Below are 24,603 nucleotides of genomic sequence, written 5' to 3' on the forward strand. Positions count from 1 at the left end.
GCAGCTGTGAGTTTGCTGTCAGTTTGGTCCACGAGTTGTCATGGTTAAACGGGCTACGTAAGTTACGCGCAGTAGCGATTCTGTAACAGTGACGGGGCCATCGGATGAATGCCAGCAATGGCCAGCGATCGAGAATTGCCCAGCTGATCCGCACGCTCGCCGTGCCGATCGTGCTGGCCTGGCTCGCGATCGTGGTCGCCACCAATGTGCTGGTCCCGTCCCTGGAAGAGGTCGGCGAGGCCAACACCGTCGGCCTGAGCGCCCAGGACGCGCCGTCGATGATCGCGATGAAGCGCATCGGCGCCAACTTCAAGGAGTTCGACTCCGATTCCAACGCCATGGTGGTGCTGGAGGGCGACGAGCCCCTCGGTGATGAGGCGCATCGCTACTACGACGGACTGATCGACAGGTTCGAATCCGACCCGGCCCATATCCAGCATGTGGCTGACTTCTGGGGTGACACCCTCACCGCTGCGGGTGCGCAGAGCGCCGACGGCAAGTCCGCCTACGTCCAGCTCTATCTGCACGGCAACCAGGGCCAGACGCTGGCCAACGAATCGGTGGCCGCCGTCCGCAATATCGTCGCGCAGAACCCGCCGCCGCCCGGCCTGCACGTGTTCGTCACCGGTGGCGCACCGCTGATCTCGGATCAGCACCATGCCGGGGACAAGAGCATCTTCCTGGTCACCATGATCACCCTCGGGGTCATCCTGGCGATGCTGCTGATCGTGTACCGATCCATCGGCACCACCATCCTGATCCTGCTGATGGTGTTCGTCGAACTCGGCGCCGCGCGAGGCATCGTCGCTTTCCTGGCCAACGCCGGGTTCATCGGGCTGTCGACCTTCGCGGTGAACCTGCTGACGCTGATGGTCATCGCCGCGGGCACCGACTACGCGATCTTCGCCGTCGGGCGCTACCAGGAGGCTCGCGGCGCAGGCGGGGACCAAGAATCGGCCTACTACAGCATGTTCGGCGGGACCGCGCATGTGGTGCTGGGCTCCGGGCTGACCATCGCCGGGGCCATGTTGTGCCTGTCGTTCACCCGGTTGCCCTACTTCCAGACCATGGGTGTGCCCTGTGCGATCGGCACCCTGGTCGCGGTGTTCGCCGCGTTGACGCTGGGACCCGCGGTCATCGCGATCGGCAGCCGGTTCGGGCGTTTCGAGCCCAAACGGGCCATCCGGTCGCGGGGCTGGCGACGCATCGGGGTGACGGTGGTGCGCTGGCCAGGACCGGTGTTGGCGGCCACGCTGGCGTTGGCGCTGATCGGCCTGGTCACCCTGCCCGGCTACAAGACCAATTACGATGCCCGCCGTTACCTGCCCACCGATCTGAAGGCCAACGTCGGATATGCCGCCGCCGAGCGGCATTTCGGCGCCGCCCGGATGAACCCCGAACTGCTGATGGTGGAAAGCGACCGGGACCTGCGCAACCCGGCGGACTTCCTGGTCATCAACAAGATCGCCAAGTCGATCCTGGCCGTGCCCGGCGTCGCGCGTGTACAGACCATCACTCGGCCCAACGGGAAACCGATCGAGCACACCACGATTCCGTTCATGCTTAGCCAGCAGGGCGCCACCCAGACCATGAACGAGAAGTACCGCGAGGACCAGTTCGCGGACATGTTGCGCCAGGCCGATGATATGCAGACCAATATCGAGACGATGGAGCAGATGGCGGCCGTCACCCAACAGATGGCCGATGTCACCCACTCGATGGTCGAGAAGACCGAGAACCTGACCGCCGATACGGCCGATCTGCGCGACTACATCGCCAATTTCGACGATTTCATGCGTCCGCTGCGCAATTACTTCTACTGGGAGCCGCACTGTTACGACATCCCGGCCTGTTATGCGCTGCGCTCGGTGTTCGACACGCTCGACGGAATCGACGTGCTGACAACCGATATCGAGACCGTGCTCCCGGACCTCCAGCATCTGGACACCCTGATGCCGCAGTTGGCCGAGATCATGCCGCAGAACATCGAGGTACTGAAGAGCACCCGGGAGTCGATGCTGCTGATGTATCAGACCCAGAAGGGCATGCAGGACCAGGGTTCGGCCATGCAGGAGAACTCGAGCGCCATGGGGGAGGCGTTCGACGATGCCCGCAACGACGACACGTTCTACCTGCCACCGGAGGCCTTCGACAACGAGGACTTCAAGCGCGGGATGGACAACTTCATCTCACCGGACGGAAAGTCGGTGCGGTTCATCATCAGTCACGACGGTGACCCGGCCACCCCGGAGGGCATCGCCCACGTCGACCCGATCAAACAAGCGGCGCGGGAGGCCATCAAGGGCACGCCATTGGAGGGATCGAAGGTTTTTCTTGCCGGGACCGCGGCCACCTACAAGGACATGCACGACGGTGCGCAGTGGGATCTGGTGATCGCCGGAATCGCGGCCTCTGCAATGATTTTCGTGATCATGCTGCTGATCACCCGCAGCCTGGTGGCGGCGGCCGTCATCGTCGGCACGGTGCTGTTGTCCCTCGGGGCATCCTTCGGCATGTCGGTGCTGCTGTGGCAGCACGTGCTCGGGCTCGAACTGCACTGGATGGTGCTGCCGATGTCGGTGATCCTGCTGCTGGCCGTCGGCTCGGATTACAACCTGCTGTTGGTGAGCCGGTTCAAGGAGGAACTGCACGGCGGGCTGAAGACCGGCATCATCCGCGCGATGGCGGGCACCGGTTCGGTGGTCACCTCGGCGGGGCTGGTGTTCGCTTTCACCATGGCCTCGTTCGCGTTCAGCGACCTGACGGTGATGGCCCAGGTCGGTACGACGATCGCGCTGGGGCTGTTGTTCGACACCCTGGTGGTGCGCTCGTTCATGACGCCCGCGGTGGCCGCGCTGCTGGGCCGGTGGTTCTGGTGGCCCAAGATCATCCGGTCGGAGGCCTCCCGGCGCCGGCTTGCCGACAGCGGCATCAGCGTCTGACGATTCCCGCTCCGTGGCGCGGAGCCCGTAGGCTACCTCGGTGAACGCGATCGACCCCGACAAGCTGGCCACCTGCCTGCAGGTGCTCGCCGACGTCGAGGGATTACCCCCTGAGCACCCCGATGCCGTGGCCGTGCGCCGCGCCACCGCCGGGATCTTCAAATCGGTGCGCAAGGCCCGCCGGGCTGCCAAGCGCGATGAGGTGGCCGCCGCCGACCGCGCCGTCATCGCCGCCACGGCCACCGGCGCGCCCGGGCGCATCGACGACGAGACCGCCGGCCTGCCGCTGGTCTCCGCGACCGTCGGCGCCTCGGCGGGCACCCTGCTGCGCAGCCGGGCCTGTTATGTCTGCAAGAAGCACCACACCGTCGTCGACGCCTTCTACCACCAGCTCTGTCCCGAGTGTGCGGCGTTCAACCACGCCAAGCGCGATGCCCGCACCGACCTGTCCGGGCGGCGGGCGCTGCTCACCGGTGGGCGCGCCAAGATCGGCATGTACATCGCGCTGCGGTTGCTCCGCGACGGGGCGCACACCACCATCACGACCCGTTTTCCCAACGATGCGGTGCGCCGTTTCGCGGCGATGGAGGACAGCGCGGACTGGCTGCACCGGCTGCGGGTCATCGGTATCGACCTGCGTGACCCGGCTCAGGTCGTCGCGCTGGCCGATACCGTCGCCGCTGCCGGGCCGCTGGACATCCTGATCAACAATGCCGCCCAGACCGTGCGCCGCTCGCCGGGCTCGTACTCGGCGCTGGTCGAGGCCGAGCGCACCCCGCCGCCGGAGCTGGTTTCGAAGGTGGTCGATGTCATCTCCTTCGACCGGGTCAGCGACGCGCACCCGGCCGCGCTGACCGGCAGCCTCGGTGAGCACCAGACCCCGCATGCACTCACCCAGCTGGCGCTGGCCGCCCGCAGCGCCTCCCCGGAGCGAATCGCCGCGGGCACCGCCATCGACGCCGGCGGGTTGCTGCCGGATACCGCGTCGGTGAACAGCTGGACCCAGCATGTCGACGAGATCGACGCGATGGAACTGCTCGAGGTGCAGCTGTGCAACCAGACCGCACCGTTCATCCTGGTCAGCCGGTTGCGTCCGGCGATGGCGGCGGCCGCGGCGCGGCGCAAGTACGTCGTCAACGTCTCGGCGATGGAAGGTCAGTTCGGCCGCAAGTACAAGGGGCCGGGCCACCCGCACACCAATATGGCCAAGGCTGCGCTGAACATGCTCACCCGCACCAGCGCCGCCGAGATGCTGGAGACCGACGGCATCCTGATGACCGCGGTCGACACCGGCTGGATCACCGACGAGCGACCGCACCCGACCAAGCTCCGGCTGGCCGAGGAGGGCTTCCACGCCCCGCTCGACCTGGTCGACGGTGCCGCCCGGGTGTATGACCCGATCGTGCGGGGCGAGGCCGGTGAGGACCTCTACGGTTGTTTCCTCAAGGATTACGCCAAGGCCGACTGGTAACTCAGATCTGCAGCTTCCCGCCGTGCACCGCCAGTTCGGCGCCGGTCATATAACTGCTCTGCTGCGAGGCCAAAAACAGTACGGCCGAAGCGATTTCGTCGACGTGGCCGAGGCGGTGCAGCACCACGCCGGCGGCCAGACCGTCCAACAGCGCCTTCTCCTGCTCGGCGTCGGCGGCTAATCCGGTCAGCCCGGGGGTCTCGATGGGGCCTGGGACGATGGTGTTGACCCGGATGTTGCGGTCGGCCAGTTCGGCGGCCCAGGTGCGTCCCAGTGAGCGGATGGCCGCCTTGGACGCCGCGTAGAGGCCGAAGCTGGGGGTTGCTTCGGTGGCGGCCGTCGATCCGGTCAGGATGACCGATGCGCCGTCGTTGAGCAGAGGCAGCATCTTTTGGACGGTGAACACCGTGCCGGCGACGTTGCGATCGAAGTTGTCGCGGTAGTGCTGTTCGGTCACCTCGGCCAGCGTCGCGAAGTCACCACCACCGGCGTTGGCGTAGAGCACGTCCAGCCCATGGCCGGCCGCGGTGATGGCATCGGCGAGAACGTCGAGGTCGGCGATGTTGCTGATATCGCCCTGCACCGCGTGGGCGCGTGGGCCGATGGCGGCGACGGCCTCGTCGAGACGGGTGCGGTCGCGTCCGGTGATGAACACTTCGGCGCCCTCGGCGGCGAATCGCTTGGCGCCGGCCAGGCCGATGCCGGAGGTGCCGCCGGTCACCAGGGCTGTCTTGCCGTCGAGCTGTCCCATGATCGTTCCTTTCGTCGAAGTGCTACGACGACTGGAACGTTAAGTGATGTATCACCTATTCCGCGGGTGGTCCTGTCAACACCGTCCACAGGTCGGTGATGCGCTCGTCGGCGATCAGGGCGACGTCGAATCCGGTCATCACGGCGACATCGTCCTCATCGCGGCGCACCTCCCAGGCCAGGAAGCCGAAGCCGCGGGTCTGTCGGACCGGACCGGCCGCGGCGAAGTGCATACCGGCCAGACCCGCTTGCAATTGGGCCGCTTTGTCATTCAGGGCATCGTGGCCGGTGACCACACCCTCGTCATCGGTCCAGCGGACTTCGTCGGCGTAGGTGGCGGCGATGGCGTCGGTGCGCGCCTGTGGGTCACGCTGGTTGAAGACGGCGAGCAGGTTCGCCTGCATCAGGTCGCTGACGGTATCGCTCATCGGGGCCTCCTCATTGGGTGATCAATCACCATCTTATTGCGGTGATGGGGGCAGCGAGCTGTTCAGATTGAGATTGACGTGGATATGTTCCAAAGCGGTGGTGAACGGCGCCAGCAGGGGAGCGGGCAGCGCATCGAAGAACAATTGGCGCACCAGGTCGACATGCGCGGGTGCGGCCGCCTCGATGGCCGCGCGGCCTTGGGCGGTCAGCACCACGTTCGTGGTGCGGGCATCTTCGGCGCCGGTTTCGCGGCGGGTCAATCCGCGTTGCTCCATCCGCCGCAACTGATGAGACACCCGGCTGCGCTCCCAGCCGATATGGGCGGCCAGATCGCCCACCCGCATGCCGTCCTCGGCGCCGCTGAGAGCCACCAGCACGTGGTAGTCCGACAGCGACAGCCCGGAGTCGGCCTGCAGCTGCCGGTTCATCTCGTAGTCCATCCGCAGCTGGACGCGCATGAAGGCGACCCAGGCGCGCTGCTGTTCCGGGGTCAGCCATGCCGGACGGCCGTTTCGTGAGGTGTCCCGCTTCGTCGCCACGCCGCAGAGTATGCCGCCCCAGGTCACGGCTCGGGAGTATCCGGTACGCGCAGCGTTTGCTCGCTGATGTTTCAGTTACAAGATCAACGGGCAGCATGGTGTGATGCCTGAAATCCGCGCCAACCTGAGCGCGGCCGATGCGTTTGCCCCGGATGAGATCGCGTTGCGTCCGCGAAATGTCCAGTTCGATTGGTCGACGCCTCCGCTGCACTGGATACCCGGCGATCCGTACGCCTCGCACTCGGCCACCGCCCTCAACCTGCTGTTGCCGGTCGCCGAGCGCTGGTTCAGCAAACTGTTGGCCGATGCGCTGGAGTATGTCCGCGATGATCACCTGCGTGAGGAGATCATCGGCTTCATTGGGCAGGAGGCCGTGCACGCCAAGACCCACGACGAGGTGCTCGTCGAATATCTGCGCCGGCACGGGATCGATCCCGAACCATTCCTGGTCCAGCTGGAGTGGGTGGTCTCGCAGTACGACCAGCGGTTGGCGCGCGCCAGTGCGGCCGATCGGCGCAAGGCGATCGCCTCGGGCACGCACGCCCTGAGCGCGGCCGAACACTTCACCGGTGTGCTCGGGTCGTGGGCGCTGAACAACAACTGGGATGAGCTCGATGTCGATCCGATCCTGTCGGATCTCTACCGCTGGCACGGTGCCGAAGAGGTCGAGCACCGCCATGTGTCCTACAACGTGGCCAAGTACTTCGGTATGGACTACATCGCCCAGGCCGCGGCCGGACTGATGGTCAGTGCGGCGCTGCCGATCGTATTGTTGCGCGGTCTGAAGTTCATCGTCCGTGCCGACCCGTCGCTGCCGAATCTCGGCTATGCACGCATCATCTGGAAGCTGCGTAAGTCGGCGAAGTCCGGGGCCGTCCCCGGTCTCGGTTTCTGGGTCCGTTCGGGTTTGACCTTGCTCAAGCGCGAATACAACCCGGCCGATGAGGGCAGCACGGCGCAAGCCGTGGCGTATCTGGCCAGTTCCCCGGCAGCGCGCGCCTTTTCATGAGTCGAGTGTCGCGGTTGCTGCGACCGTACAGCGGTGAGCCGCCGCCCGGGTTGTATCGATCGACCTCGGACTGGCTGATCCGCATCGCCGGTGCAGCGGTACCGCACTTCCTCTCGGTGGTCATGCGGCTGACCGCCGATGAGGATCTGCCCGAGCTGCCCGCGGCGGTGAACCGCCGGACCATGCGGGTGCTCGCGCGCGATATCGTCGCCCGCGACCCCGAGGTGGTGGCGTTGACGTTGGCTGCCGCCGACGGTGAGCCGTTGCGGGGGTGGCATGCCGGCGCGCATATCGACGTGTACCTGCCGTCGGGACGGACGAGGCAATACTCGCTGTGCGGCGACCCTGACAAGGTGGACGAATACCGGATCGCGGTGCGGCACAACGCCGACGGTCTCGGAGGATCGGTCGAGATACATCAGCTGGCGGTGGGGCAGGAGCTCGAGGTCAGCGTACCGCGCAACGCCTTCCTGATGCCGCTGCCCGGCTCCGGATCGCGTGCCGCGCGACTGCGCTTCATTGCCGGCGGCATCGGCATCACCCCGATCCTGCCGATGGTCCGGTTGGCCGAGCAGCAGGGGGTGCCGTGGACGCTGCGCTACACCGGGCGGTCGCTGGACAGTCTGCCGTTCCTCGATGAGCTGGCAGCCTTCGGCGACAAGGTGACCGTGCGCACCGATGATGCCGGATTGCCCACCGCAGCTGATCTTCTCGACGGCGTGGACGGGTCCACCGCCGTCTACGCCTGCGGGCCGCCTCCGATGATGGAGATGGTCGGGCTCGCGTTGCCGATCGGCACCGAACTGCATGTCGAACGATTCTCCCCGCTACCTGTGGTGGACGGGGCGCCCTTCGAGCTGGCGCTGTGCAGCGGCGAAATCGTTGCGGTGCCGGCGAACCAGAGCACGCTGGCGGCGCTGCGGCAGAGCCGGCCGGATGTCAGTTACTCGTGCCAGCAAGGTTTCTGCGGGACCTGTGTGCAGCGGGTGACGTCCGGCGAGGTGGAGCACCGCGACGTTGTTCTCACCGACGCTCAGCGGGCGGCCGGCGATATGCTGGTCTGTGTGTCGCGGGCACGGTTTCCTGGCGAGCGGCTGACGCTGGACCTGTAGTTACGGCGTCAGTTCCGTGCCCGCGGTCAGCAGCACCAGCAGGAGATCGCGGGCGTCAGCGTTATCCGGCTCGTCGAAGAGCCGATCGCAGGCCTTCTGCACCATTCGCTGCCAATTGTCATGGGCCACAACGCGGTGATGGTCGACGATACCGAGAGTCGTGCGAAGCTGATCGAACGCCTCCGCATTGTGCGGATCGCGGTACAGGAGATCGCATATCGACTGGATCTGCTCCCGCAGAGCGGAATTCATGTCCAACTCTGGATTAGATTTGCCGAGACGCGCCCGGCGCGAGCAATTGCCTGCTGATGAACCATGTCTTCGGATACGTCCGAATCGCCCCCGCGATGAACCATATGTGCATATTGCAGTACCCCACGCTGATATTGCAAGGCTGGACACTTGTATGGTTTAGCCGCATTGCTGTATTGTCAGCCGGTGGCAGGCACCGTCTTCCTTCGTCCGTCCGCCCCGGTCGAGCCATCCACCCGGGAGCGCATCATTGGTGCTGCCGTGAAATCCTTTGCCCAGCATGGTGTTTCGCATACACCGCTTCGGACTGTCGCCGATTCGGCGGGTGTGAGCGTCGGGCTGGTCCAGCACTATTTCGGCAACAAGGCGGGCTTGATCTCGGCGGTGGACGAACATGTCCTGCGGATTTTCGGTGAGGTTCTCGAGGCCGATCCGCTGCCAGAGCCGCCCGGTGAGCAATCCGAGGCGCTGCGCGGACGGTTTGCGGAGCTTTTTCACAAGTATCCCGACGTCACCGACTACGTCGCGCACGCGCTGAGCCAGGGCGACGAGATCGGCAATGTCATCTTCGACGGGCTGCTGCAGATCAGCATTGCGCAGGGTGAGGGATTCTCCGCCCAGGGTCTCGTCCGGCCCGACCTCGACTCCATCTGGGGTGCCATCAACCCGCTGATCCTGCGGGTCGGCGCCATGATCCTGCGCAACCACATCGAGCGGCACATCCCGGCACCGTTCTATACGCCCGAGCAGCTGCTGCGCTGGGACACCGCGGTCGCCTCGCTGATTCGCCGGGGACAGTTCATTCCGGGCGCGTCGGACTAGATGCGGCCGGGCCGGTCAGCGTTCGAGGGGTACGCACGGGCCGGCATTCGGCGCGATCCGCGGAGCACTCGGGGGATGTGCTTCGCGGATCGTGGTCGGGGGTGATGCACCGCCGTAATTCTCTCGGTAGGCCTGTGCCGGGTGGATTCGGCGTTCCGACGTTCTATACACGCGCTATGTGGAACTGGCGTCGGTGCAGCTCGCACAGTGTCGCATAATGAATGACGGCGACAAATGAGTTGAGGGGGCTCGATGTTTGTTGATCCGCAAGTTTTGCGTGCCTTTGCCGCGCAGGTTGACGGCGTAGCCACGACCATCACAGAAGCGGCAGTTGGCAAGGCGATGACGGCGGCCGCCGACGGGTTGCCGGGGTCGACAACCCAATGGGCGGCAAGGGGTGTCGGGGAACATTTCAGCCAGCTCGCGGACACGCTAGCTCAGAACGTGACCAAGATGGGTACGGCCGTGCGAGGCGCCGGTGATACCTACGAAGTGGCCGACGACGTCTTGGCGGGTACCTTCGACGGGTTGTTCTGACTGTGCTGCCATCGCGAACAACACTGCGCGGATGGAACCCTGATTCTCTGGCGACGACCGCATCAATGATCCGCGCAAAAGCACAAGCCGTCGCAGCGGCAGTAACAGGCATCGATGCAGAATGCGGCCGCATGCCGGCCACAAAAGATTGGTCCGGGCGGTCCCACGACGCAGCGAAGGCGATGTTCGCACGTGCTGAACGGGACGCCAACAGAATCTCGGGGTATGCCGCCGACGTGGCTGCGGCGTTGAGCAGCGGAGCTGAGTCGCTTGGTGCATCACGGCGGACTTTGTTGGACAAAGCCGATGAGATTGATGCCGGACCACTGAACGTCACCGATCAATGGGTCGTTCTGGTCGACGCGGCTTACATGTCCGCCGAACAGCTCGCCAAGCTTCAGGCGTTGGCGCTAGATGAGCAGTCAAGGGTTAACGCGTTGCTGACAGCTGTAGGCGATGCAGATGACAGGACCGCCGACGCAGTCGTCGCTGCGGGTGCCCAATTCGGATTCAGTGAGTCGCGACCTCCCGCCGATCTCGGTCGGCTCATGCTGCCCACTGCTCAGAGACCAGCTGACGAGGTCCCTGACCCCCGCAACCCGATGGGCATGATCACGCAGGAGGCAATCCGGGCGGCTGATGAGCAACAAAACGTGAGAGCGGTCGTCGAATCGGTCAACAAGCATGGTGAGGAGGTGACTACGGTAATCAAGCAGGATGGCAGTAAAGCCGTCACCACGCGCAAGGACCCGCACGAATGGCCGAGTAAGTACAACTTCATCGAGCTTGAAGAGTTCGACAAGAACGGTGACTTTGTCGCGCGTACTAGTTCTTGGCACGATCTGTCCAGTGACTGTGACTACACGTCGATAACCTATGCGGGCGGAGCAAATTGGACCATGTCCATGGATCCGACCGGTCATCGCACAGCTGGATTTACAACTGCAGATGGCCGGCATAACGCCGTGCCGGTGGATTTGATTGACAAGCTCTCGATGACGACCGGCGGAGCCATGTCCGGCCTCGAAAAGCACATTGCTCGCGGTGGTTCCCTGCCCATGCTCACGACCGAGTCGATCGAGAATATGGGAAAGACGATGAAGTTCGGCGGCCCCGCGTTGAGTGCTGCTACCACTGTTTTCGACATGGCGATGGCCGACTCTGATAAGGACAGGTGCGTGGCGCTGGTGGCGGGCGCGGTGGGCGGTGGTGGGGGATGGGGCGGAGCGGAAGTCGGTGCAGCGTTGGGCGCGGTCACAGGACCCGGGGCATTCATTGCGGTACCGTCCCTTGCCTTTGTGTTCGGCGTGGGTGGCGCGTTTGGCGGAGCGGAATTGGGAAAGGTAATCGGGGAGGTCGTGTGTCCGTATTGAACCTTCCGGAACCGGCTAATTGGGCTGAGGCCGGCAAGATGAAAATGTGGGTGAAGATCTTCAGCGCCGCCGTACTTTTGTACCTATTCCTTCGTGCTGTGTTGGCTGCCACACGCGGAAACTATCTGACGTCAGTCTTGATAACTGGATTCGCCGCACTTCCAATTCTGACGATCGCAGCGCTGTTTCTGGTCCGCAAGGGCCGCGTGACAGTTTCCACCAGGAGCGACGTGACCGGTTTTACCGTGCTTGCCGACAAAAGGTTTGCGGCGTTACTGATTACAGGACTCGCGGTCCTCGCGCCGTCAGCCGCAGCCTTGGCTTTCCTGATCCCCAGAGGCGCAATTGACATCCCTATGTCGAGAGGGATGCAGGTTTTCTCGCCTGTGGTGTTGATGGCAGGTGCGATGTTTGCTGTTGGGGGTTTGGTGGCCATAGCGCGACGCGGCGGGCTGGGTTACCTCAAGTTCACGCCGGCGATGATCGAGTATGCCGACGCTGTCAAAATACGACGCTACGAGTGGGACGACATCGTTGACATCAAAGACCACGCAGACGCGAAAAACGGTGCATCGGCGGGAAGGTCGGTCGTGTTGTGCTTGCGCGATGGCAGCGAGCAAGTGATCGGCGGTCTGAACGTTTACGTGCCGACTGGGGTGGCGCTCTATTGGTTGTTTCGTCACTATTGGAAGCATCCCGATGATCGACTCGAACTCGTTGACGCTCGTTCGGCCGAGCGTCTCCGGAATGGATGCTTTGCATTGGACTGAGTTCCATAGCTCGCGTCGACGCGTGTCTTCTAGGGCCACCACGAGCGCTAGGACGAGCCGGCGGTCGGGGCAGTCGAGATCGGCCCGCTGCAGTTCGCCCGTGGTGACACGGAGAACCTCTTCAGCTGATCTTCCGCAGGTCAGGGGCAAAGTTTGCTGAGGTGGCGGATGTCGATTACCTCCCGTTCAGGCTGACGCCCTAAACTGCCGTCTGACCCTGACAAGTGGCCCGGTATGTGCCGCTCACGCCGCACTCACCCGAGGACACCTTCCATGGCGATCGCCGACGTGCCTGCCTACCTGCATCTGACAAGTGCGGATGTCGAGGAGATCGCCTTCGAACTCGACGTCATCCGCCGCGATATCGAGGACTCGCTCGGGGCCAAAGACGCCGCCTACATCCGGCGCGTGATCCACTTCCAACGGGCACTCGATGTCGCCGCGCGGCTGGTGATCGCCTGTAGCAAGTCCAAGACCGGCTGGGTGCTCGGTACGGGCGCGTTGGCGTATGCGAAGTCCATCGAGAACATGGAGCTCGGCCACAACATCTCCCATGGCCAGTGGGACTGGATGAACGACCCCGAGATCCACTCCAACACCTGGGAGTGGGACATGGTCGGGGCGTCGGCGCAGTGGCGGTATTCGCACAACTACCGGCACCACGTGTACAGCAATGTGCTAGGCATGGACGAGGACATCGGCTACCGGCTGCTGCGGGTGACCGAGGATCAGCCGTGGCGGTTGTGGTACTTGGCGACGCCGGTGCGAAACTTTGTGCTGGCGGCCATGTTCGAGTGGGGCATCGCTCTGCACGGCCTGCATTCGGAGAAACTGCGCGACGACCCCGCGGTGATGGCGGGGGAGAGGCGCAAGTTCTTCGGCAAGGTCGCCCGGCAGTTGGGCAAGGACTACGTGTTCGTGCCGGCACTGAGCGGGCGGCGGTGGCGTCGGACGTTCGCGGCCAACTTCACCGCGAACACCATCCGTAACCTGTGGGTCTACGTCAACATCATCTGCGGGCATATCCCTGATGGCGCCGAGACATTCGATCCCGCCGTGGTCAAGGACGAAACCCAGGGCGAGTGGTACCTGCGGCAGCTACTCGGGACCGCGAACTTCAAAGCCGGTCGCGTGCTGGCGATCTCGGGCGGGCATCTGTGTTATCAGATCGAGCATCACCTGTTCCCTGATCTGCCGAGTGTCCGGCTGCCTGAGGTGAGTGAGCGGGTGCGGCTGCTGTGTGAGAAGTACGACCTGCCGTACAACTCGGCGTCGTTGCCGCGGCAGCTGTTCCGGACGCAGCGGATCATTCACGGGTTGGCGGTGCCGGACTGGGTGATGCGGCTGGGGCGGCGTCGCGCGTGACCGGCGCGGAAGCGAGTAGGTCGCTGGCCGCCTGGTAGCGAGAAACGAGCAACAGCGCGGTCGGCGCTACGAATCGTCAGTGCACTACGACCGTTACGATCACCTGTATCGGCCGGCCAATCGAGCGTCAGCCCGGTGCGCGAAAGTAGGCGGCGACCCGGGAATTGTGAACCGCAGCTTGCCTCTGGCAGCGTTGCAGGGTGCGTACGAGTTCGCTCCATAGGCGCACCACTTCGGGAGGGGTTCGGTATAGGTCGCCCGCATGTATACGGATCTATACGAACAAGCCGGCAAGAAATGTCGACTTGATTCGACCATGCCACCCAAGTGCTACTGCGGTAGCTGGCGGTAGCTACCGTCGTCTGAAGGCGTTGTAGTTATCCGCAGCCCCGGCCCCGGCGGACCGTTTTGTGGCGCCGGTCTGTCGGGGCGCGGGAGTAGCTTCCGCCGCATGAACGAAGGACGGAAACGGCGACAGGCCAAGCAGGCCCGCCGGAACGCGCGGCGGCGGGCTGTGCACCCGATAACGGAACCGAACGAGATCAACCGTGTGCGGAACTCATCGAATGCTACGCATCCGCGAACATGCTGCTCGTTGTGGGCAACTTGATCGAAGTGCTTCTACCACCAGAGTTTTCGTACCTGGCGATCCTCAGTAAAGAGCGCTTCGATCCGGTGCAACTTATCGACGGGTCCGCCGTGGCGCGGCCACCGGACTACACCGCAGTGGTCGCGTTGCTCGGCGAGATGGCGGTCGGGGACGAGCACTTCCAGCAATGGTGCCGCGACGAGGTCGCGGCGTGTACCGATGCGGTGCCGCGCTGGATCACCGATCTGCCGGAGCTGACGGTCGGTCGAGCGATCCGGTTGATCGATGCGTTCGGGGATCTTGATGAGGTCCTCTTCGAGGTGCGGTTGGCCGACGGTCGTGCGATCACCTGCGGGGTGCTGATCGATCATCTGGAGTACTCGACGGTCAAGGACGTCGCGATCTGGGACAAGCCGCTGAATGCGGTGCTTGTCCCACTGGAGTCCTGGGAATGGGTGAGCCACCCGATGGGTATGACGACGGCCGATGCGCGTGCCTGGATCGAGCAGGCGTTCGGCAAATGCATCGCCCGCCCGGTCAGGGGAAGGCGTCCGAGGTTCTCGGCCGTGGTCAAGTGGCTGGCTGCTCGACTACCCGAAGGCGGGCGGCAATACCAGGGCGGTGACGCCGATCAGAGCGCGGCGGACGTGGTTGAGGCGTTCTTTGCTTCTCTGGAAGGCCGGCGCTTCGGCTTTGACGAATTTGGTGAGGTGCTGGAGGGACTGATCAGCATGCGTAGCGGGGACCCGCAGCACTAGAGCGCGTTCCGGGTCATCTACGCAATAGGGGACCTGCCGAACGGCAGAAACGAACCAGTGGAGACGGTGCTTCGCCTGCCCGCCCTGCTGCGCGCCTTTGTCCCTTTTGCCCACGGACGCAGCGGCATTGGCGTGGAGCTGACAGCCCAGACGTTGGCGATGATCGACGAGGTGCAGAAGGGCCTCGAGGAACGGATTCGCGCCGGGTTGCAGGCGTATTGGGATGCGGCGGGGGATATGCAGGAGGAGTAGTCGAGGGAGTTTTCAGGCTGTCGGGCAGCGGCCTTCGTATCGGGTGCGTCGAGCATTGCGACGGTTCGAAGCCTGGCTGTTGTTTCACCGCAGCTGGGTGTAACGCCAACACGGTCGAGAAGTCGGCGTCGGCGCCGGTGTCGGCCGACGCGCGGACCTGCCTGCCTCGCTCACCCGCAGCGGTAAATTCCTCGTCTTCGAGGCTGTAGCCGAAGAACTTGAGATCTATTGTCGGCATGAGCTTTTCGACAACAGAGAGGACGGATCGCAATGGCCGGATTCCGGGCGCGCATAGTCGCCGGTGGTCAGCACAATGCTCCCGGGCCGGTGGGGTCTGCTGCACGGTCAGGTGACAGTTTTGACCTGCCCTACCTGTTGGGTTCCATTCGTGGTGGCTGACCGACGGCAGTGGGGGTGTCGTTGGTGAAGGATAGTTCGTACTCGATTTGAGTGCGGTATCCGAGCGAGGAATGCCGCCGCTGGCGGTTGTGGAAGGTCTCAAGGTAGTCAAGAGTCGCGTTGGTCAGCTCGACGCGAGTTTTCCACGTCTGGCGGTCGAGTAGTTCGATCTGCAATCGATGACCAGGAGCTTTCCATCATGGCGTTATCCAGTGCGTCGCCGACGGTCTTGGACGACGGGAACAGTCCGGCAGAGCGGATCTTCTCGCCGAAAAGCCAGGAGGTGAACTGGGTTCCGTGGTCGGCGTGAACGATTCCGCCGTCTGCCGGCCGGCGGATACGGATGGCCGTATACAACGCGTTGACCACCAACGTGGCATCGGCCTTCGAGTCCACCGACCAGTCCACGATCCGGCGACTGAACGCATCGAGCACTGCGCAGAGTACAGCCATCCTTCACGAGCACAATACTGCGTGATGTCATTGATTCACAGTACATTTGGTGACAGTCGATGAACTTCTCGATTGACCAGATCATCGGCAGTGACGACCCCACGTAGCCGTTTCATTCGTACTGGCCCGGGTAGGAGGTAGGTGCCGGCCAGTCTCATCAGGACCGACACGGTGCGCGGGCACACTTACTATGCCGAGGGTCAGTTCGGCATGGACACGGCGATAGCTGTAGGTGCTCCGGGCGGCGACGTGGATCTCGCGGATCAGTCCGGTCAGCCATTGGCGGCGCAACTGGGTGGCTATGGTCGGTTTTCGTTTGTGCTTGTAGTAGTTCTGGCGTGCGATGCCAAGCGTTTTGCAGCAGCGATCTACAGGTGCTCCAGTATCGATGAGTCGGTCGATCACCGGGTAGATCCTTTTGGGCGGGCTTGTCCTCCCCGAGGAACGTGGCGGCCTGGCGCACGATGGTCAGCTCGGTTTCCAGCTCCCGGATTCGTCGCCGCGCCGAGCGGAACTCTGTTGATTCGCTCGTCGGGGCACCCTCACGCATCCTGCGGTCGATGACGTGCTGTTGGATCCATTTCGAGAGCGTGACCGGAATCATGCCGAGGTCGTCAGCGGTTTTGTTTCTGCGGCTTGCCGGCGCGCACGAGCGCGATCGCGCGGGCACGGAACTGGGCCGGATAGGGGCGGGGCATGGTGGTCAGCCTTTCGTACAGGCCGTCACTTAGTCACCCAATCTGGAACCCGAACGGTAGGGCAGTCCAAACTGTCCCCTGATCGTGCAGCAGCCCTGATGGCCATAGTCGCTTGTCCAGTGCGCACCTCTCCTTCGCGATCGACGCGTGCACGGCTCGTTGCGCTCTTATTTGAGGTCCGAGAGCCTGCAGTAGCGGGCACACGTGCAACGCCCTGTTATGGTAGAGCCTGTATTTGGCGGATGGCACGAGCCAAAGAGCCGCTCGTCGCTGCAGCCTCGTCCACGTTCCACTTTTCTGCAGCGAATTCGTTGATTCGCTTCACATAGAGCGGGCCAGTCTCTCCAGAGGGCCGCACCATATCCGCCCGAATGACGCGCGAACGAGAACTTGAACACAGACGTAGGACCTCTTGCTTGGCATGCGCCACAGTTTCCGGGTTGATTGGAATTCTTGACACTCTGACCCCAAAATAATCTGCAAAAGCTGCGCGATCCGCCAAAAGCCACGCCTCGGTCATTGAATGGGCGATACGTAGGGCAAACCTGGGGCTCCATGCTTTAATGTCTGCGCTGAGGACTTCTCGAAGCTCAATCGGGCATTTTCCGTCCGAATCTCGAAAGACAACCCAGTTTGACCGACGGGCAGCCTGGTTGTAATTAGAGATCCTCGGATCGAGCCGAGTTTTTCCGCCTGTGACAACAACTTTGTCAACTGTCCTGCCTGCTGAACGCACTACGGCTTTTGCCGCTTCCCGATCTGATTCACCTTCCACCACGACATTGATCACTTGCGCTTGCCTCTGCCCACCGCGATCAAACCGGAAAGGTCCTGTGGTGAAACCAGGCTGTCCACAATTTGGGACTTTGGCAGATCGGCTTCAAGCTCGTCAGCCACCTGGTCAATCTGCGAAAGCAAAGTTGCAGTCGTCCCGTCACTCGTTACCTGAAGGACGAGCACTTCGCTCGGTGCAACCCCCTCGTCGTCAAGCAGCTCAGGTGCGTGTGTGGACAGCAATACTTGCATCTCGCGGTCTCGCTGCGCCGTCGAAAATACGGTTGGCAGCATTCTGACGAGGGCGGCGTTGAGTGATAGTTCTGGTTCTTCTAGAAGCAGTACCCCTCCGTTAGCTGGAGCGCTCACTAGCGTCCATAGCAACCCAATGAGTCGAAGAGTCCCATCAGAAAAATCGGCCTCGCTCTGGCGTGCGGGTGTAGCCCGCCAGTTGCGGTAGCCGGCGACGAGATGCGGCTGGCCTGCCGGGTCCACTTCCAACTTCAGAGTCTCAAACTCCGGCACCGCTGATCGCAGTGCATTCTGCATTCTTTTAAGCCAAGCATCACGATTTCGCGGCGTAGCGGAGTTTATCTGCGCGATGAAATTTGCGCCGAAAGGATCATCCGCCGCGCCACTGATCCGGCCGGGTTCCCGGATTAGTTGTGGAACGAGGTGGAAGTACCTCACCTTCGTGAAGTACTCAGCGAGTGCTCGAAATTTTTGGTTCGCTGAGATCTGTTCTAGGTGCGTTTGTGTAAGCCGTTCTGAATCGGACCTGTCATCCTTGTCTGGACGGCTAATTAACTTTTTTCCATTCTTTTCCACAATTTCGACATCAACGATTGGTCGATTGAGTCCGCCGGATTCTCCTCTAATAGACAGGTAGTAGCGCCAGGTGTCGACCTCATCCTTGAGCTCTAATTCAATAATTAGTCGTCCGCTCTGATGATTTCTTGCGAAGAGGCTTCGTACCTTCGAAAGTCCGCCGCGTTTGATAAACGCGGCAGCAAGCCCTCCACCTGGCGAAGCAACGTCACCTAAGAACCTGAAGAGATCGAGTATGTTCGACTTTCCAGATGCGTTCGGGCCGACGATGAATAGGCGATCATCGATTGGAAAGTCGAGCGTCTTGAAGTTTCTCCAGTTGCTTGCTTTCACGTGTGTGATCTGCATGAAGACTCCTCGATATTGCGACTTTGGTAAACAATCAAATCGGAACGATGTAGATTCTTCGAACGTCATCTCAGCGTGCGCAGAGTCAGCCTGATGCCGGATTGGACCGGGCCGGGCCTGACACACGCACTAGCTGTAGGTTCGAACACTGCATGGAAGGCATTCTACGGCTACTTGGTAGCCGTCGCGCATTGCCAAAACTGCGACTCGTCTATTATCGACGTCGCACCGAAGAGCACACAACCGAAGAGCACACAAGAGATCATTCTGGGTACTAATTGGGCGATCCTCGACCGCGATGATGACATCGCCGGACGCAAGGGGGCAGCCGCATTGGAAGGTTGGGCGTCGATCACTAATGCGTGCCCGCCGTCCACCCGCGCATCTAAACCGTCGCCAGTTCGGCGGAGTCGACTCGGCGAGCTCGGCCCGGATCCGGTAGATCGTCGCAGCGTAACCTGGCTAGCAGCTGGGGTCCATCGGCTTCAGGGATCCACTGCTTCTACCCCGACTGCCAGTCCTGCGCCAGGACTGGAGCGACTCGATAGTGTCTCACCCACCCGGGGACAATGACCATATGCAGCAAACAATCACACCGTCTGCACGTATTCGAACCCGCCGACTAGAAGGACGGAATCATCACGAACCTGGAGGTCCGGTCGCAGTAGCGGCCGTGGCGCTACGCGTTTCGGCGCCGTGCCGGCCCGGAGACTGAGCGCCCCTCGTGCCCGGCGCCGGTCCGACAACCGTGCTGACGGTACTGGCGTACCTCGATCAAGAAGACGGTTCCGGCCGGGTCGCGCTCGATCTGGCGGTGCACCGATGATGAGGTCGAGCAAATGATCTTGGCTCTGAACGAGACGCCGGTGCACGGCCGCCGACCTCACCGGTGAGGCCATCCGGTGAGGTAGATCTGGTCGTGGCAGCTGTGGCAATTGCCTCGGAAAACTCACCAGGCTGCGTGCCTGAGCCACTGTCGAAACCCGAACCGGTTCTCGATGCGGTACGACGCGCAGGACTGGCCTGCCGTCCCCTGCCGGCGCTGCGCCGGCCGGATGCGGTCCGGCGGTCACATGAGCTTCGTGACGTACCAGTTCGCACAGCACCGTGACTGCCCGGAAAGTAGTGGGCAGCGCACGCACACGATCGGCGACGGCATGCGCTTGAACCCGGACGACTGAGGTCCCTGGAAGTGCATGGGGGCTGCTGCCCGACAGGCGATACCTGGCAGTGCGTTCACTGTGACATAAATGGTCGTAACTGCGAACCACCGGGCGGCCCTCGCCGACGTACATGCCCATGTCGGCGAACGGGCACCCGCGCAGCGCCCTTCGCCCCGTCCACCACGCCGAGCCACCACACCTTCACTTAGGTAACCTCATGATCACAGAACCAGATCAGGGGGATAACGACGTGAGCCTCGTACTGGGTCTTTCGGTCACCTCGAAAGACGTCCACGGCGAGCTGGTCGACGGCGTCACCGGCCAAGGCCAACACCTGGACCGCCGCGTCCTCGACGTCGACGAGATCGAGGACTACCTGGCCGAACTGCCCGCCGACGCCGACCTGCACGCCGTCGGCCTCACCTGGTCACACGACGCCGAGGACGAGGCCGTCAAAGTCCGCGAGGCGCTCGACACCTACAGCGGGGGAGCGCCGATCGTCCCGGTCCGCGACGTCGACGCCGCGCAGGCGCTGGCCCGTGGGATCGCCGACCTCACCGGGCACGATTTCCTGGTCGTCTGCGTCGTCGAACCCGACAGCTCCGTCGTCGCCACCGTCGACGGATTCGACATGCACGTCGAAAGCGTCGACCACGCCGATGCCGCCACCCTCACCGACCGCGTCCTCGCGGTGGTGCGCGCCGCCAAGCCCAGCCCAGAAGCCGTCTACGTGCTGGGCTCCGCCGACACCGACGACCTGGTCGCCGCCCTGCGCGCGGACGCCGACCGCCCCGTCATCACCGCCACCGAGGCCGACTTCGCCCTGACCCGCGGCGCAGCGCTGGCCTCCGCACACATCGCCGCCATCCCCGACGAACCCGAACAGGCACCGCGCAACATCACCGTCGCCGCGCTCACCGCCACCCTGATCGCCGCGATCATCGTGTTCGTCGTCTCCGTATCCCTCACCCTCGCTTGGCCTTCCACATCGGACCCTGCCCCGGAACCCGATCCGACACCGCAGTCGGCCCAGAGCGTGGCACCCTTCGCGCCGCCGAAGGCGCCCAGGCCGCTGGAGCGCGCGAAACTGCTCAACGTGCCGCCGCCCGTCCAAGCGCCACCGCCGCCGCCTGCGCCCGCCCCGGTCCCGGCGCCCCGGATCCGGGACAACCCGGTGCTCGACCGCGTCCCGTTCATCGACCGCATCCGCTAGCGCGGACGCCTCCGCGCCCATGCCGCTACGTTGTAACGCGTGAGTGCCACGCCCACCGACCTGACCGGGACCGAACGCGCCGTGCTGCTCGTCCTGATGGCGCAGGCGCGCCCGGTGCCCAACGCCGACCTGCTGGCCTACGGCCCCAAGCTGGACAAACGCAGCCGGGACAAGCTGAACGAGCTGGGCCTCATCGAATCCGAGCGCAGCGACGGCCGCTACGTCCACGAGCTCACCGACCGCGGCTGGCGGCTCTGCCGCGACATCATCACCGCTGGCGCGCCACCGCGCTCCACCGGCCCCGCCAAGACCCTCTACACCGTGCTGGCCGGACTCGACCGCTACCTGGACGCCGCCGACCTGAGCCTGGCCGAGCTGTTCTGGCCCAAGCAAGCGCCGAGCGCCGCCGACCGGATCACGCAGGCCTACACCGAGCTGGCCGACAGAACCGGCGCCTGGGTCGGCTTGAGAACCCTGCGCCAACAACTCTCCGACGTCGCCGACCTGGACGACACCCTGAGCGAGCTGTACCGCACCGGCGCCATCAGCCTGATCCCCGAAGAAAACCAGAAGGTCCTCACCGACGAGGACCGTGCCGCCGCCATCACCATCGGCGGACAGGCCAAACACCTGATCGCGATTGAGGTTTGATGCAGGACGCACACCGCGAAGCACTCGCCGCACTTCGGCTCACCTGGGCGCCCACCAGCGATGACCTGTGGCGCCCGCAGGCCCCCACCCACGTCAGCGGACTCAACGAACGCGCCGTCGACGATGTCATGGAGGCCTTCGCCGACGCGCAGCGCGATCCCGAATCCGCGCCGCTCGGGGTCACCATCCGCGGCCAGGCCGGCTCCGGCAAAACCCACCTGCTCGGTCAGATCCGCGAACGCGTCCAGGCCGGTGGCGGCTACTTCTTCGTCGTCGAACTGCTCGACGCCGCCAGCTTCTGGGAATCGGTGCGCGCCGGGGTGCTGGAAAGTTTCGGTCGCCGGGGCGCTAATCGCGAGACCCAGCTCAAAGACCTGCTGTGGGAACTGTCCTCCATCGCGCACGTCTCGCGTGCCGACCGGCGCGCCATCATCGGTGACGAGGACCTGGACCGCGAAACCCTGGACGCCTTCGTCAACGATCTGGCCAAGGCCCGCCGCGACGTCCGCGACTGCCACCAGACCCTGCGCGCGCTGGTTCTGTTGTCCGCCAACGATCTTGTCGCCCGCGATATCGGCGACTCCTACCTGCAGGGCAGCGACGAGGTCGGCTCCGACGACCGCTTGCACTGGCGGCTGCGCGGCACCGCGCCCTCGGCCCAGCACTGCGTGCGCGATATCGCCCGGTTGACCGCCCTGGCCGGACCGTCGGTGCTGGCGCTGGACCAGATCGACACCCTGCTCGCGCAGTCCTCCACGCGCACCGACGAGGCCAGGGGAGCGGGCGACGGTGTGCTGGAACAGGTTGCGCACGGCCTGATGTCGGTGCGCCAGACCATGCGGCGCACCGTGCCCGTGGTGGCCTGCCTGCCCTCGGCATGGGAGAGCATCCGCGATCGCGCCACCGCCAGCGTGTCCGACCGGTTCCGCGTCACCGCACCGTTGTCGCCGCTGCCGAGCGCCGATATCGGCCGCGCCATCCTGGAACGCCGCTTCGAGGCCGCCTACCTGACCGTCGGCTTCACCCCGCCCTACCCGAGCTGGCCCATCAAACCCTCGGCCTTCGACGACGCCGCCGGCTACACCCCGCGCCAGCTGCTGATCCGCGCCGACGCGCACGTGCGGGACTGCCTGCGCCGCAAGGAAGTCATCGAGCTGGCCCACCTGTCCGACGAGCTGGACCCAGAAGAGCAGCCCGACAACGACACTGCCGACACCTCACCCATCGACCGGCTGTTCGCCCAATACCGGTCCCGGGCCGTCCCGGCTGCCGCACTCGACGCCGACGGGGAGGACACCGCCGTCCCCGCGCTGCTCGGTGCGGCGCTGACCGCATGGATCGTCGAGCACGGCGACGACCAATCCTATGTCTGTGACCCGCCGCCCGGCTCGCACGTCGTGCTGCACGCCCGACTGCGCCAGACCCTGGACGCCGCCACCGATGACGAACGGCACTGGGCCTTCCGCGCAATCGGCGCCACCAACGCCGTCGCCGCCCAGAACCGGATCAAGAAGACGCTCAGCGCAACGGGTTTGAACGCCCACACCGACCGGCGCAACCTGTTCTTCCTGCGCAACATGCCGTGGCCGTCCGGGCCGAAGACCGAGGCTCTGATCAAGGACTTCGAAAAGCAGGGTGGCCGCACCCTGGCCCTGTCCGATGACGATATCCGCACCATGACCGCGCTGCGTGACCTCATCGATGATGATGTGGCCGGCCTGACCACCTGGCTGCGCGCCCGCCGTCCCGCGCACGGCATCACCGTGCTGCGCGAGGCGCTCGGTTTTGACGGTGACGACTCCGCCATCGTCATCGACGAACCGGCCCAGACCGTCGATGACGGGCCGGAATTCGTTGCCGCCGAGTCGAAGATGCCGCTGGGCATCGACGTGCGCACCGACTCCACCGTGGCGATCGACCTGGCCGCACTGCGCAAACACGTCGCCATCTTCGCCGGCTCGGGATCGGGTAAGACCGTGCTGATCCGGCGCCTCGTCGAAGAGGCCGCGCTGCGCGGGATCTCCTCGATCGTGTTGGACCCCAACAACGATCTGTCGCGCCTGGGCACCGCGTGGCCGCAGACACCGAGCGGCTGGCAGCGTGCCGACGACCCCCGCGCCACGGATTACCTGGACCACACCGAGGTCGTCATCTGGACCCCGCGCCGCAGCAGCGGCCGCCCGCTGGCCTTCCAGCCGCTACCCGATTTCGCCAGCGTGGTCGACGACCACGACGAATTCACCGAGGCCGTCGAATCCGCCGTCGCCGCGTTGGAACCGCGCGCCCAGATCAGCGGACAGACCGCCAAGGCCGCCCGCTCGCGCGCCGTGCTGCGAGAAGCGTTGCAGCACTATGGCCGTCAACCCGACCCGACGTTGCTCGGGTTCATCGGCATGCTGGCCGACCTGCCCGAGGATGTCAGCGAGCTCGCCGACGCGCCCAAGATGGCCGCCGAGATGGCGCAGAATTTGCGTGCCGCCACCGTCAACGACCCGCTGTTCGGCGGCGCCGGGACGGCGTTGGACCCGGGAGAGCTGCTGACCCCCGCCGCGGGCAAACGCGCGCGGGTCTCGGTGATCAGCATGATCGGCCTGCCCAGCGACGAACAGCGCCAGAGCTTCGTCAGCCAACTGCAGATGGCGCTGTTCGCGTGGATCAAACGCCACCCGGCCGCCGACAGGCCGCTCAGTGGCCTGCTGGTGATGGACGAGGCGCAGACCCTGGCGCCGGCTCGCGGGCTGACCGCCAGCACCCGCAGCACCCTGGCGCTGGCGTCACAGGCGCGCAAGTACGGCCTCGGGCTGATCTTCGCCACCCAGGCGCCCAAGGGCCTGCACAACCACATCCCCGGCAATGCGGCGACCCAGTTCTACGGCCTGCTCAACTCCCCGGTGCAGATCGCCACCGCCGAGGAGATGGCCCGCGCCAAGGGCGGACTGATCAGCGATATCAGCCGACTGCGGGCGGGCAACTTCTACGTCGCCACCGAGGGCAAGTCCTTCCACCGCGTCACCGCGCCCTGGTGCCTGTCCTACCACCCGGCCAGCCCGCCATCGGCCGACGAGGTGCTGGCCCTGTCACAGGCATCGTCACGGGCATAGTGGTC

The 24,603-nt window shown here is 64.3% G+C and carries 20 protein-coding genes and 1 pseudogene; 14 read left to right on the forward strand and 7 right to left on the reverse strand.

The window, feature by feature from the left end:
* Positions 1–104 precede the first annotated feature (104 nt).
* Both PGN27_RS22445 and PGN27_RS22450 read left to right on the forward strand, forming a co-directional pair.
* The gene (locus PGN27_RS22445) at positions 105–2,942 is read left to right on the forward strand and encodes an MMPL/RND family transporter (protein WP_335328088.1); all 2,838 of its coding nucleotides are present in this window, start codon (positions 105–107) and stop codon (positions 2,940–2,942) included.
* 40 nt (positions 2,943–2,982) lie between these two features.
* Positions 2,983–4,413, forward strand: coding sequence for an SDR family NAD(P)-dependent oxidoreductase (locus tag PGN27_RS22450; RefSeq protein WP_335328089.1), 1,431 nt, complete (start codon positions 2,983–2,985; stop codon positions 4,411–4,413).
* 1 nt (position 4,414) lies between these two features.
* On the opposite strand, the gene PGN27_RS22455 is transcribed toward PGN27_RS22450, so the two are convergent.
* From PGN27_RS22455 to PGN27_RS22465, 3 genes are read right to left on the reverse strand one after another with little or no spacing between them, the layout of a single operon-like run.
* Complete coding sequence (locus PGN27_RS22455) at positions 4,415–5,164, reverse strand: SDR family oxidoreductase (protein ID WP_335328090.1); 750 nt, start codon at positions 5,162–5,164, stop codon at positions 4,415–4,417.
* A gap of 55 nt (positions 5,165–5,219) precedes the next feature.
* Positions 5,220–5,591: a nuclear transport factor 2 family protein gene (locus tag PGN27_RS22460; protein WP_335328091.1), complete on the reverse strand. Its 372-nt coding sequence runs from the start codon at positions 5,589–5,591 to the stop codon at positions 5,220–5,222.
* A 33-nt stretch (positions 5,592–5,624) separates the two neighbouring features.
* Positions 5,625–6,131 carry a MarR family winged helix-turn-helix transcriptional regulator gene (locus PGN27_RS22465; RefSeq protein ID WP_335328092.1) on the reverse strand — a complete coding sequence of 169 codons (507 nt, stop codon included), beginning with the start codon at positions 6,129–6,131 and terminating at the stop codon, positions 5,625–5,627.
* A 103-nt stretch (positions 6,132–6,234) separates the two neighbouring features.
* On the opposite strand from PGN27_RS22465, the gene PGN27_RS22470 reads away from it, so the two are divergent.
* Positions 6,235–7,140 (forward strand): metal-dependent hydrolase, encoded by a 906-nt coding sequence (locus PGN27_RS22470; RefSeq protein WP_335328093.1) that lies wholly within the window; start codon positions 6,235–6,237, stop codon positions 7,138–7,140.
* Positions 7,137–8,252: a PDR/VanB family oxidoreductase gene (locus PGN27_RS22475; protein ID WP_335328094.1), complete on the forward strand. Its 1,116-nt coding sequence runs from the start codon at positions 7,137–7,139 to the stop codon at positions 8,250–8,252. The genes PGN27_RS22470 and PGN27_RS22475 overlap by 4 nt, the downstream gene beginning before the upstream one ends.
* On the opposite strand, the gene PGN27_RS22480 is transcribed toward PGN27_RS22475, so the two are convergent.
* Complete coding sequence (locus tag PGN27_RS22480; protein WP_335328095.1) at positions 8,253–8,504, reverse strand: hypothetical protein; 252 nt, start codon at positions 8,502–8,504, stop codon at positions 8,253–8,255.
* 186 nt (positions 8,505–8,690) lie between these two features.
* Between PGN27_RS22480 and PGN27_RS22485 the strand changes: the two genes are divergently transcribed.
* From PGN27_RS22485 to PGN27_RS22515, 7 genes are all read left to right on the forward strand, one after another.
* Positions 8,691–9,326, forward strand: a complete 636-nt coding sequence (locus tag PGN27_RS22485; RefSeq protein WP_036463102.1) for a TetR/AcrR family transcriptional regulator — start codon at positions 8,691–8,693, stop codon at positions 9,324–9,326.
* Between the two features lie 252 nt (positions 9,327–9,578).
* On the forward strand, positions 9,579–9,863 hold the full coding sequence (locus tag PGN27_RS22490; protein WP_335328096.1) for a WXG100 family type VII secretion target: 285 nt from the start codon (positions 9,579–9,581) through the stop codon (positions 9,861–9,863).
* Positions 9,864–9,928: 65 nt separating this feature from the next.
* The gene (locus PGN27_RS22495) at positions 9,929–11,236 is read left to right on the forward strand and encodes a hypothetical protein (RefSeq protein WP_335328097.1); all 1,308 of its coding nucleotides are present in this window, start codon (positions 9,929–9,931) and stop codon (positions 11,234–11,236) included.
* Complete coding sequence (locus PGN27_RS22500; RefSeq protein WP_335328098.1) at positions 11,224–12,006, forward strand: hypothetical protein; 783 nt, start codon at positions 11,224–11,226, stop codon at positions 12,004–12,006. The genes PGN27_RS22495 and PGN27_RS22500 overlap by 13 nt, the downstream gene beginning before the upstream one ends.
* 273 nt (positions 12,007–12,279) lie before the next feature.
* Positions 12,280–13,371, forward strand: coding sequence for a fatty acid desaturase family protein (locus PGN27_RS22505; RefSeq protein WP_335328099.1), 1,092 nt, complete (start codon positions 12,280–12,282; stop codon positions 13,369–13,371).
* 585 nt (positions 13,372–13,956) lie between these two features.
* Positions 13,957–14,718, forward strand: a complete 762-nt coding sequence (locus PGN27_RS22510) for a hypothetical protein (protein ID WP_335328100.1) — start codon at positions 13,957–13,959, stop codon at positions 14,716–14,718.
* A gap of 57 nt (positions 14,719–14,775) precedes the next feature.
* Entirely contained in the window at positions 14,776–14,970 is a 195-nt protein-coding gene (locus PGN27_RS22515) for a hypothetical protein (protein WP_335328101.1), read from the forward strand.
* 368 nt (positions 14,971–15,338) lie between these two features.
* Here the strand turns inward: PGN27_RS22515 and PGN27_RS22520 are convergent.
* The 3 genes and pseudogenes from PGN27_RS22520 to PGN27_RS22530 form a co-directional block, all read right to left on the reverse strand.
* Positions 15,339–16,520, reverse strand: a pseudogene (locus PGN27_RS22520) (IS3 family transposase).
* A 217-nt stretch (positions 16,521–16,737) separates the two neighbouring features.
* Complete coding sequence (locus tag PGN27_RS22525; protein ID WP_335328102.1) at positions 16,738–17,310, reverse strand: hypothetical protein; 573 nt, start codon at positions 17,308–17,310, stop codon at positions 16,738–16,740.
* A complete protein-coding gene (locus tag PGN27_RS22530) occupies positions 17,307–18,470 on the reverse strand; it encodes an AAA family ATPase (RefSeq protein ID WP_335328103.1) in 1,164 nt (387 codons plus the stop codon). Before PGN27_RS22530 ends, PGN27_RS22525 begins: the two co-directional genes overlap by 4 nt.
* A 1,413-nt stretch (positions 18,471–19,883) precedes the next feature.
* Here PGN27_RS22530 and PGN27_RS22535 point away from each other — a divergent pair.
* From PGN27_RS22535 to PGN27_RS22545, 3 genes are read left to right on the forward strand one after another with little or no spacing between them, the layout of a single operon-like run.
* Positions 19,884–20,846 (forward strand): DUF7159 family protein, encoded by a 963-nt coding sequence (locus PGN27_RS22535; RefSeq protein WP_335328104.1) that lies wholly within the window; start codon positions 19,884–19,886, stop codon positions 20,844–20,846.
* 39 nt (positions 20,847–20,885) lie between these two features.
* Complete coding sequence (locus PGN27_RS22540; RefSeq protein WP_335328105.1) at positions 20,886–21,497, forward strand: hypothetical protein; 612 nt, start codon at positions 20,886–20,888, stop codon at positions 21,495–21,497.
* Positions 21,497–24,598 carry a helicase HerA domain-containing protein gene (locus tag PGN27_RS22545; RefSeq protein ID WP_335328106.1) on the forward strand — a complete coding sequence of 1,034 codons (3,102 nt, stop codon included), beginning with the start codon at positions 21,497–21,499 and terminating at the stop codon, positions 24,596–24,598. The genes PGN27_RS22540 and PGN27_RS22545 overlap by 1 nt, the downstream gene beginning before the upstream one ends.
* The last annotated feature ends 5 nt before the right edge of the window (positions 24,599–24,603 follow it).

This window comes from Mycolicibacterium neoaurum (assembly GCF_036946495.1).
GTDB classification, from domain to species: Bacteria; Actinomycetota; Actinomycetes; order Mycobacteriales; family Mycobacteriaceae; genus Mycobacterium; species Mycobacterium neoaurum_B.

What these genes read in the sequence shown, in the direction of transcription:
- PGN27_RS22545 (WP_335328106.1), top strand. Translation starts at nt 21,497, where the DNA reads ATGCAGGACGCACACCGCGAAGCACTCGCCGCACTTCGGCTCACCTGG.
- PGN27_RS22495 (WP_335328097.1), top strand. Translation starts at nt 9,929, where the DNA reads ATGATCCGCGCAAAAGCACAAGCCGTCGCAGCGGCAGTAACAGGCATC.
- PGN27_RS22530 (WP_335328103.1), bottom strand. Translation starts at nt 18,470, where the DNA reads ATGCAGATCACACACGTGAAAGCAAGCAACTGGAGAAACTTCAAGACG.
- PGN27_RS22505 (WP_335328099.1), top strand. Translation starts at nt 12,280, where the DNA reads ATGGCGATCGCCGACGTGCCTGCCTACCTGCATCTGACAAGTGCGGAT.
- PGN27_RS22475 (WP_335328094.1), top strand. Translation starts at nt 7,137, where the DNA reads ATGAGTCGAGTGTCGCGGTTGCTGCGACCGTACAGCGGTGAGCCGCCG.
- PGN27_RS22480 (WP_335328095.1), bottom strand. Translation starts at nt 8,504, where the DNA reads ATGAATTCCGCTCTGCGGGAGCAGATCCAGTCGATATGCGATCTCCTG.
- PGN27_RS22490 (WP_335328096.1), top strand. Translation starts at nt 9,579, where the DNA reads ATGTTTGTTGATCCGCAAGTTTTGCGTGCCTTTGCCGCGCAGGTTGAC.
- PGN27_RS22455 (WP_335328090.1), bottom strand. Translation starts at nt 5,164, where the DNA reads ATGGGACAGCTCGACGGCAAGACAGCCCTGGTGACCGGCGGCACCTCC.
- PGN27_RS22510 (WP_335328100.1), top strand. Translation starts at nt 13,957, where the DNA reads ATGCTGCTCGTTGTGGGCAACTTGATCGAAGTGCTTCTACCACCAGAG.
- PGN27_RS22470 (WP_335328093.1), top strand. Translation starts at nt 6,235, where the DNA reads ATGCCTGAAATCCGCGCCAACCTGAGCGCGGCCGATGCGTTTGCCCCG.
- PGN27_RS22460 (WP_335328091.1), bottom strand. Translation starts at nt 5,591, where the DNA reads ATGAGCGATACCGTCAGCGACCTGATGCAGGCGAACCTGCTCGCCGTC.
- PGN27_RS22445 (WP_335328088.1), top strand. Translation starts at nt 105, where the DNA reads ATGAATGCCAGCAATGGCCAGCGATCGAGAATTGCCCAGCTGATCCGC.